Genomic DNA, 8,486 nt, shown 5'->3' on the forward strand with positions numbered 1-8,486 from the left:
ATGAACCTTGCCATCAGAACCTTTTTGTAAATTCTGTTGTTCTTCATCCGTTAAATAATGTGCGTGAGGAAACAATCGCGCCATTCCAAGCAAAGGCAAGGATGGCGCATTGTTGGTCATTACAAGAAAGACTTAAGGCTTGCATTCAGATGCATTTTTATACCTTTTACAAAACGGGCTGTTTAAGCGCTTTTCGACACTTCTCTTCGGGATGACAGCACCAGGCTGACAAATGGGCAAGTTTTCGGCTTTATAGTTTTGACACCAAGTTCCTCCCCATTTATCTTTATAGTGGAATCCTGCTTGAACCATACAGGCATCAATTGTTGCCCATCCATTATTGTTTACCTCTTTATTTTCTGAACCAGGATCGATAAGACTCGGCATTCCACATTCTAATAAGGCTTTTCCTACCTCAGTAGAATCTGCTCCTGGCTTCTCCCACATATTCACGTACCCTGGAGCAGGTTTGTCAATGTTTTCAATGTCACATCCAGAGACACTTAACAGAACTATTCCACTTAATAATTTAAACAGTGTATTCATTTTTTTCTCCATAAATAACCTAAACCTAAATTATCTAAAATTGCATAAGGTGCATAAATTTTTGTATTATGATGTATTCCATAATTATCTTGACATTTTTTCCCCGCATTACCATAACACTTATGGGTACTAGGGTTATGCCCGATGAACGCTCCCCCTTGCTCTATCATTGGAGTTGCTGGTGGAAATATTGCATAAGGGAACCTCAAGGGTACCTTATAAGCAGTAGGTGGATTGTGACCAAATCCTGTACCTATGGGATCGAATATATGGTTTTGTAAATAAATATGATCTTTTTTACCATCACTCACATAATATAGTGCATTCGCTATTGATTGAGAGTTATCAGCTGGTCCAAAAAGATAGATATCTGTTTTTTCTGCTATACCGTGAATGCCACGCTGTTCAAAGTCACGCATTCCATTGCCCACTGTCAAACTACCACGGCTATGCGCACTAACAATCGCCCCTGTATTGCCATAACGATAGGCAAAATCTTGGAATTTCTTGGTCGAATTACTCCATCTCCCAAAATACTCATAAATCGCTACTCCGTACTCTACGAGCCTGTCTTTAGCTTGTGGGTGGTATGTAAAATAAAGGGGTTCATGTTCATTATCAGCTAAGTGGACAGCATTACCGGCTGCTTCATCTGGTGTGTTAAAAATACCATTGAGGAAGACATGAACCTTGCCATCAGAACCTTCTTGTAAATGCTGCTTTTCCTCAGCCGTTAATAATGTGGTTGAGGAAACAATCCCGCCATTCCAAGTGAAGGCAAGGAGGGGGATTGTTGATCATCACCAATAGAAACACTTAAGGCTCGCATTCAGGTTGTTCTGGATGCTTTGTACAAAACGGGCTGTTTAAGCGCTTTTCGACACTTCGTTTTGGGATGATAGCACCAGGCTGACAAATGGGGAGGTTTTCAGCTTTAAAAGTATAACACCACCCCCCCCCCTTAACTTCATTTTTATAGCGAAAACCTGCTTGAATCATGCATGCATGGACTGTTGCCTGTGCATTAATACTCTGCTCTCTGCTTTCTGAATCCTCATCATAAGGCGTTGGCATGCCACATTCTAACAATGCTTTTCCTATCTCAGTAAAATCTGCACCAGGCTTCTCCCACATATACATGTACCCTGGAGAAGGCTTAAAAAAATTACACCCAGATATACTTAACAGGATTATCCCGCTTAATAATCTTAAAATGTGTTTCATTTTTTGCTCCCTGAATTAATTGAATCAACGTATATGCGGTGAGATGAACCATAATCATGTCTACATGCTCGATCCGCATTTGCATAACAAGCATGAGGGCTGGGATAACTAAATAGTACTTTCTTTGCCTCTTTCGCTACGTTACTACCAGGGGGTCTCTGGTAAAAAGTAGCGGGATTTTTGCCAAATACAACACCAACAAAATCATCTGCATGATTTTCCAAGCCGACAGTGGTTTGCTTGCCATCCCTTAAGATATATAATGTATCTGCCATGTCTTGAGTATTATAAGCTGGACCAAAAAAATTAACCGTTGTTTCCTTTGCTATACCGTGAACACCATGCTTTACTAAATCATATGATCCATTTCCTGCTGTTATGGTACCACGACTATGGGCATAAATATGCAATCCTGTATTGCCATAAAGATACATTGTATCCTGGAATTTCTTGGTTGAATTGGTCAATCCAAAAAAAAGTCTACCTTCCAGAAGCTTCTGAAAAATCGCTATCCCTACTTCCACTTCCCAGTCTTCAGCTTCTGGGAAGTATGTAAAATAAAGGGGACCATGATCATTGTCAGTTAACTGAACCGCATTACGCGCAGCCTCATCGGGTGTGTTAAAAATGCCATTGTAAAACATATGAACCTGGCCATCAGGGCCTTTTTGTAAATGCTTTTCTTCCTCTGGCGTTAAATAGTGATATAGAGGAAACAATCCCGCCATTCCAAACAAAGGAAAGGATGGCAGATTGTTGATCATTACTTAAGGCTTGCATTCAGGTTGTACTGGACTTCTTTTACAAAACGGGCTGTTTAAGCGCTTTTCAACACTTCGTTTCGGAATGACCGCGCCTGGTCGACAAATCGGAAGGTTTTCCCTCCAATGATTCACACACCAAGATGGACCGCCATATCTGTCACGGAATCCTGCTTGAATCATACAAGCATAAATTGTTGCATTATCATTATTGCTGAGCTTTTGATTTTCAGCCTCAAGATAATTAAGATGTGGCATGCCACATTCTAATAAGGCTTTTCCTACCTCGGTAAAGTCTGCTCCTGGCTTGATCCACCCATATACTTCCCCTGGAGGAGATTTGTCCATATCACATCCAGTAATACTTAATAGAATGAGCAGGCTCAATAAGTTAAATCGTATTTTCATTTTTTGTTCCCTGTTCTCGTGGAATAAAATTTTATAAAATCAAATGAACCGTAATCATTTTTACACTTAGCACTTGCATCAGCATAACAATTATGGGTACTAGGATTATAGCCGATGATCGCTCCCCCCATCTCTCTGAGGGGTAGAATTAACGGATGTAATGAATCATATGGTTTGGAACGTACCCCATAAGCCGTAGGCCAATTGTAACCAATCACTGTACTAATGGGGTCTAACATATGACCTTGTATGTAGATATAATTTTTTTCGCCATCGCTTAGATAATCTACTGTATTGGCCATCGATTGCATGTGAGCAGCCGCTCCAACAAGATAGAAGTCTGTTTTCTTGGCTACACTGTGGATACCATGTTCTTGCAAGTCATTTGCTCCATTGCGTATTGTTAAGGTACCCCGGCTATGCCCACTAACAATAGCATTGTCATTGCCATAACGATAGATAAAATCTTGGAACTTCTTGGTCGAATTACTCAATCCCCAAGTGCTACCCTCCCAAAACTTTTGATAATATGCTACCCCTAATTCTACCAGCACATCATCAGCTTGGGGAAAGTATGTAAAATAAAGGGGACCATTTTTATTAACAGCCAATTGAACAGCATTACCGGCTGCTTCATCTGGTGAATTAAAAATGCCATTGTAGAACATATAAACAGCACCATTAGGGCCTTTTTGTAAATGCTTTTCTTCCTCTGGCTTTAAAAAGTGATACAGAGTGATATATTTTCCATCATTGCCTTTTATATACTCTCCATTTTCATCGGTTAAATAGAGGACATTGCCATTTTCATCATGCGCAACCTCACCCACTGGATGGTCAACATAAAATGCCATTTTACGAACCCCATCCCATATATCAAACCATTCATCTACCCATTTATTTCTCATACCTAAACGATTACGCAATATATCCTCAAGCGGTGCGACATCTAGCTGTCCTACTGCCTGGTGTGCTGCTGCGGTGTTGCGGTTGAGAGAGCCAATGATTTGTCCAGCATCTTGCCCCATCGCCCTCTGTCCAGTTGTATCAGTAAGGATGATAGTCCCATCGCTGATAGCAGATTTGGTTTCTCCTTCTGCTCCATCCTTGGCTTTGCCGTGATTTAAAACATTCTTGGCAATGTTTTTTATCGTGTCGTTCCCAGAAATGCTAAACCCATGGCTGCTGGCTTTAGCATGGGCACTGTTGCTGATATCACTGGTGCTAATGCTTCCTGTGGTCAGGCTGTTTTTGTCCGCCGAGGCTGTGCTTTCAATAATACCTCCGGTTAGGGTCGTTTTGTCTTTAACTATGATATTAAAGCCGCCATCACCCGCTTTGATGCCTGATTGCTCCACAACACTATGATAATCGCTGGAGGATTTATCCTTTTGGAAAGAGGCGCTCATGGAGCCCCCACCACCCGTTTGTCCAGCACCAAACCCAACAGAAACAGAGTTTTGCTTACTGGAAGTTTGTCCCGTATCACTGCGGCTGGTAATGGCAAAATCACCCCCTACTTCCATTTCTACACGCTCTCCAGAAACCACGGCGCCTGCCAATGTGGTGTTTGCCCCACTCGTGGTATGAACGGTGCCGGTGCCTATAATATGGCTGTTTTTGTGTTGAACTTCCTCACTGGAACCTTCCACTTGACTAAAAGCAGCACTACCCGTTGCCCCTGCGCCACCCGTGCCATAACCGGTGCCAACACTCATTGAAGCACTTTCACTGCTGTTTTGTGTGCTTTGCGTGTTTTGTGCACTTTCAAAGATGATATCTTCACCTGCTTCCATAGTGATCTTTCCGCTCTGTGCATCATTTTCCAGCACATAGATTGGATTGGTACCAGCAATAATATCAGCGCCAACACCATGAATGCTGCCTTTGTGGGCTTGCATGTTAACAGCGCGTCCGCCTTCTATGCTATCTGTCACCGCTGTGGAGGTCTGAACAGAGGCTTCTGTTTTCTCAGTTTTAAAGCCCACTGTCATACTTGCCAGATGCGCCAGTCTCGGTCAAACTGCTTAACGTATCCTGTGGATTGCCCCACGACTTTGGCTTCAAAATACGCATCCCCCGTAATGAAACCTCACCTGCCTTATTGTCGACTATCTTAAACACCAAATTAAAAGTGCCCGTTGCGTGGATAAAGAAGAAGACAGCTTTGATCCTCTACTTCATTCGTGATTTTATCCAACGACCTTTTTAACGATGGGGAGGACGCTTTGGTGATCGCTTTTGTAAAGCTTTTTGCTTTTGCTGACGTTTTCTTTCATCCTCAAAATGCGTTAGTAAAGCGCGTTCCTGTTTCGTTTTGTTGGTCACACCAAAGCTATCATTGTCCATAAATTGCTGATATCCAGCTAGCATCAAATTAGCTAAAAACGAGTCACTTTTCAGAGGTTGTACAAAATAGAGCCCTTTTGAATCTTGCAATTTATACCGAAAACCTGCTTTTTTCATGCACTCATAAACTGAGGCAAATTCACTCGCATACGAATTCATATCACTAGAAGAAGCATAAACCGGTTTCCAGCCACATTTTGATAAGGATTGTTGGATCATCGCTTTATCGACACCTGGTTTTTCCCATAATGCTAAAGTTGATGGAGGAGGTTGGTTAACACATCCAGCTGTATTTAAGAGAGCTATGCAACTCAATAGTTTTAAGATTTTCTTCATTTTTCCCCTCCTTCAGTGGGTTTCCTTACGATAAAACAGAGCTCATAAGCCTGTTGATATTTTCTGTCACCGCTTCATTAAAACAACGGTGACCAATATTGAGATGATGGATTGAGGGAACAATCCCGCCATTCCAAGCGAAGGCAAGGATGGCGGATTGTTGATCATCACAAACAGAAAGACTTAAGGTTTGCATTCAGGTGCATTTTTATATTTTTTACAAAACGGGCTGTTCAAGCGCTTCTTGACACTGGGCCTCGGGATCACAGCACCTGGACGACAAATCGGAAGGTTTTCGGCTTTATGATTCTCGCACCAAGTCCCCCTCCCCACTTTATCACGGAAACCAGCCTGAACCATACAAGCATAAATTGTTGCCTTTTGATTAAAGCTGCGATTATCATTCTCTGGATCCGCATCAATAAGGCTTGGCATTCCACATTCTAACAAGGCTTTTCCTGCCTCTGTCAAATCTGCTCCTGGCTTCTCCCACGCAGTCACATACCCTGGAGCAGGTTTGTTAAACTGACATCCAGCGATACTCAATAGAGTTATCGCACTTAATAATTTTAAGGTTTGTTTCATTTTTTACTCCATGATTTACTTGAAGGAACTTGTTCACGATGAGATGAGCCATAAATCTTTTGGCACATATCACTCGCATGTCTAAGGCAAGTATGGGGATTGTAAGGATCTGATAACATATTCCATGTTTCTTTCAACATGTTACTACCAGCAGGTATTGTCTCATAAGTATAGCCATTGCCACCAATCCATCGGCTTACAAAGTCATATCTATTCCCATCAAAACCAATAGTGGTTTGTTTGCCATCACTCACATAACCTAACAGACCGGATGCAACTAAAGCATTAAAGGCGGGTCCATAGAAATTGATATTCGTGTTGTCGGCTATACCGTGCACACCTTCTTGTTTGAAAGAATACAGCATATTCCCCAATGTCATGGTACCACGGCTATGTCCATAAAGTTCTAACCCTGTAAGACCATGGCTATACACCAAATCTTTTGCTTCTTGTGTTGAATTGGTCAAACCCCAAAAGTTATTTTCCATAAACTTCTGATAGCCCGCGACCAAAAGTTCTGAGATAGCAGAATCGGCTTCTGGGAACACAACAAAATAAAGCGGTTCATTTTTATTCTCCGCATGTTGAACCGCATAAACAGCGGCTTCCTCTGGTGGAGTAAAGATGCCATTAAAGGACACATGCACCTTGCCATCAGCACCCTCTTGTAAATGCTGCTTTTCTTCATCCGTTAAATAATGTGCGTGAGGTATTGGTTGTCCACGAGCGTCTCTTATAGGTACCCCATTTGCATCTATTTCATAGATTATATTTCCGTCTTTATCACGGTCGACCACGGCGATGGGGTGCTCTTTGATAAACATGGTTTTATAGGAGTCATCACTGTATTTAAACCCTTCTTCTAAGAGTTGGGTTGCCATTTCACGGTTTTCATGGACGATTTGTTCCAGCTTGCCTACATCGAGCTGTTGTACACCCTTATGGGCGGTGGCAGTATCACGATTAAGGGAGGCTATGGCTTGCTCAACATCTTGCCCTGTCAATGCCTTCTGCCCTGCTTCATCAGTAATGACGATGGTGCCATCGCTAATGGCAGATTTGGTGTATCCTTCCTCTGAATCTTGGGCTTTTGAATGATCTAAGACATTTTTAGCAATGTTTTTCCCGACACCATATTTGCCCTGATACATCGGACCACCCGCAGAAATGCTTAACCCTTGACTGCTGGCTTGCGCATGCGCACTGTTGCTGATATCACTGGTGCTAATGCTTCCTGTGGTCAGGCTGTTTTTATCTGCCGGCGCGGTGCTGGAAATAAGTCCTCCGGTCAGCGTTGTTTTATCTTTAACGTTGATCTTAAAACCACCATCACCCGCTTTGATGCCTGATTGCTCCACAACACTATGATAATCACTAGAGGATTTATCCTTGTTCAAGGAAATATTGGTTGTGGCTGTACCTTCCTTTTCTCGGCTATTATAACCAATGGAAACAGAGTTTTGCTTGCTGGAACTTTGTCCCGTATCACTGCGGCTGACAACGGTAAAATCACCCCCTACTTCCATTTCTACACGCTCTCCAGAAGCCACAGCACCTGCCAATGTGGTGTTTGCCCCACTCGTTGTGTGAACTGTGCCGGTGCCAATAATATGGCTGTTCTTCTGGTGAACCTCCTCACTGGAACCCTTGCCTTTACCAAAAGAAGCATTCCCCATCCACCCTGTACCACCGGTACCATAACTATACCCAACATTCATTGAAGCGCTTTGCGTGTGGTTTTCTGTGCTTTGCGTATTTTGCGCACTTTCAAAGATGATATCTTCACCTGCTCCCATGGTGATATTCCCGCTCTGTTCATCATTGCTTTGCATCGGGTTTGTGCCAGCAATAATATCGGCTCCAACACCATGGATGCTGCCTTTGTGGGCTTGCATATTAACAGCGCGTCCTGCTTCTATTGTACCTGTTACCGCAGTAGAGGTCTGAACAGAGGCTTCTGCCTTCTCTGTCTTAAAGCCCACGGTTACGCTAGCAGAAACATCAGCAATATCACGAATAGACTGTTTGTTTCCACCTTTCATCCCATTATAAAGACCTTTGCCTTTGCTATAGAGATCATAGCCTTTTAGACCAGCAATAAGACCATTGCCGATTTTGTGTTTTGTATCCCCATGACCAAAACGTTTGGCTGCATCCCTTACATCTTGTACAGCACCAAGAATGCCCACATTGACAGAGCCTGTCACACCAGCAAAAGACTTTTCATGCTTTTCTTTTGCGTTAGAGGTATCATAGCTTTCTGATAGGGTGATATTA

At 42.6% G+C, this 8,486-nt stretch carries 11 protein-coding genes; all 11 read right to left on the reverse strand.

The window, feature by feature from the left end:
* Nucleotides 1–132 precede the first annotated feature (132 nt).
* Nucleotides 133–546, reverse strand: a complete 414-nt coding sequence (locus ACFIJP_RS08030) for a hypothetical protein (RefSeq protein ID WP_375626838.1) — start codon at nt 544–546, stop codon at nt 133–135.
* Nucleotides 543–977 carry a hypothetical protein gene (locus ACFIJP_RS08035; protein WP_375626852.1) on the reverse strand — a complete coding sequence of 145 codons (435 nt, stop codon included), beginning with the start codon at nt 975–977 and terminating at the stop codon, nt 543–545. The genes ACFIJP_RS08030 and ACFIJP_RS08035 overlap by 4 nt, the downstream gene beginning before the upstream one ends.
* A 385-nt stretch (nt 978–1,362) precedes the next feature.
* Nucleotides 1,363–1,770 carry a hypothetical protein gene (locus ACFIJP_RS08040; RefSeq protein WP_375626840.1) on the reverse strand — a complete coding sequence of 136 codons (408 nt, stop codon included), beginning with the start codon at nt 1,768–1,770 and terminating at the stop codon, nt 1,363–1,365.
* A complete protein-coding gene (locus ACFIJP_RS08045; protein ID WP_375626842.1) occupies nt 1,767–2,534 on the reverse strand; it encodes a hypothetical protein in 768 nt (255 codons plus the stop codon). Before ACFIJP_RS08045 ends, ACFIJP_RS08040 begins: the two co-directional genes overlap by 4 nt.
* A 3-nt stretch (nt 2,535–2,537) precedes the next feature.
* Complete coding sequence (locus tag ACFIJP_RS08050) at nt 2,538–2,939, reverse strand: hypothetical protein (protein ID WP_375615477.1); 402 nt, start codon at nt 2,937–2,939, stop codon at nt 2,538–2,540.
* Nucleotides 2,936–4,927, reverse strand: a complete 1,992-nt coding sequence (locus tag ACFIJP_RS08055; protein ID WP_375626853.1) for a hemagglutinin repeat-containing protein — start codon at nt 4,925–4,927, stop codon at nt 2,936–2,938. The genes ACFIJP_RS08050 and ACFIJP_RS08055 overlap by 4 nt, the downstream gene beginning before the upstream one ends.
* Nucleotides 4,917–5,063 (reverse strand): hypothetical protein, encoded by a 147-nt coding sequence (locus ACFIJP_RS08060; protein ID WP_375626843.1) that lies wholly within the window; start codon nt 5,061–5,063, stop codon nt 4,917–4,919. Before ACFIJP_RS08060 ends, ACFIJP_RS08055 begins: the two co-directional genes overlap by 11 nt.
* An 84-nt stretch (nt 5,064–5,147) precedes the next feature.
* Nucleotides 5,148–5,624, reverse strand: coding sequence for a hypothetical protein (locus tag ACFIJP_RS08065; protein ID WP_375626845.1), 477 nt, complete (start codon nt 5,622–5,624; stop codon nt 5,148–5,150).
* A gap of 25 nt (nt 5,625–5,649) precedes the next feature.
* Nucleotides 5,650–5,820, reverse strand: coding sequence for a hypothetical protein (locus ACFIJP_RS08070; RefSeq protein WP_375626847.1), 171 nt, complete (start codon nt 5,818–5,820; stop codon nt 5,650–5,652).
* Nucleotides 5,808–6,209, reverse strand: a complete 402-nt coding sequence (locus tag ACFIJP_RS08075) for a hypothetical protein (protein ID WP_375626849.1) — start codon at nt 6,207–6,209, stop codon at nt 5,808–5,810. Before ACFIJP_RS08075 ends, ACFIJP_RS08070 begins: the two co-directional genes overlap by 13 nt.
* On the reverse strand, nt 6,206–8,486 hold a 2,281-nt coding region (locus ACFIJP_RS08080), incomplete at its 5' end, for a hemagglutinin repeat-containing protein (RefSeq protein WP_375626850.1). The genes ACFIJP_RS08075 and ACFIJP_RS08080, both read right to left, overlap by 4 nt.

Source organism: Bartonella sp. MU37NMGALS, assembly GCF_042194015.1.
Classification (GTDB): Bacteria; Pseudomonadota; Alphaproteobacteria; order Rhizobiales; family Rhizobiaceae; genus Bartonella; species Bartonella grahamii.

Coding starts and splice junctions, on each gene's coding strand:
- ACFIJP_RS08050 (WP_375615477.1), bottom strand. CDS start 2,939: ATGAAAATACGATTTAACTTATTGAGCCTGCTCATTCTATTAAGTATT.
- ACFIJP_RS08040 (WP_375626840.1), bottom strand. CDS start 1,770: ATGAAACACATTTTAAGATTATTAAGCGGGATAATCCTGTTAAGTATA.
- ACFIJP_RS08070 (WP_375626847.1), bottom strand. CDS start 5,820: ATGCAAACCTTAAGTCTTTCTGTTTGTGATGATCAACAATCCGCCATC.
- ACFIJP_RS08075 (WP_375626849.1), bottom strand. CDS start 6,209: ATGAAACAAACCTTAAAATTATTAAGTGCGATAACTCTATTGAGTATC.
- ACFIJP_RS08065 (WP_375626845.1), bottom strand. CDS start 5,624: ATGAAGAAAATCTTAAAACTATTGAGTTGCATAGCTCTCTTAAATACA.
- ACFIJP_RS08045 (WP_375626842.1), bottom strand. CDS start 2,534: ATGATCAACAATCTGCCATCCTTTCCTTTGTTTGGAATGGCGGGATTG.
- ACFIJP_RS08030 (WP_375626838.1), bottom strand. CDS start 546: ATGAATACACTGTTTAAATTATTAAGTGGAATAGTTCTGTTAAGTGTC.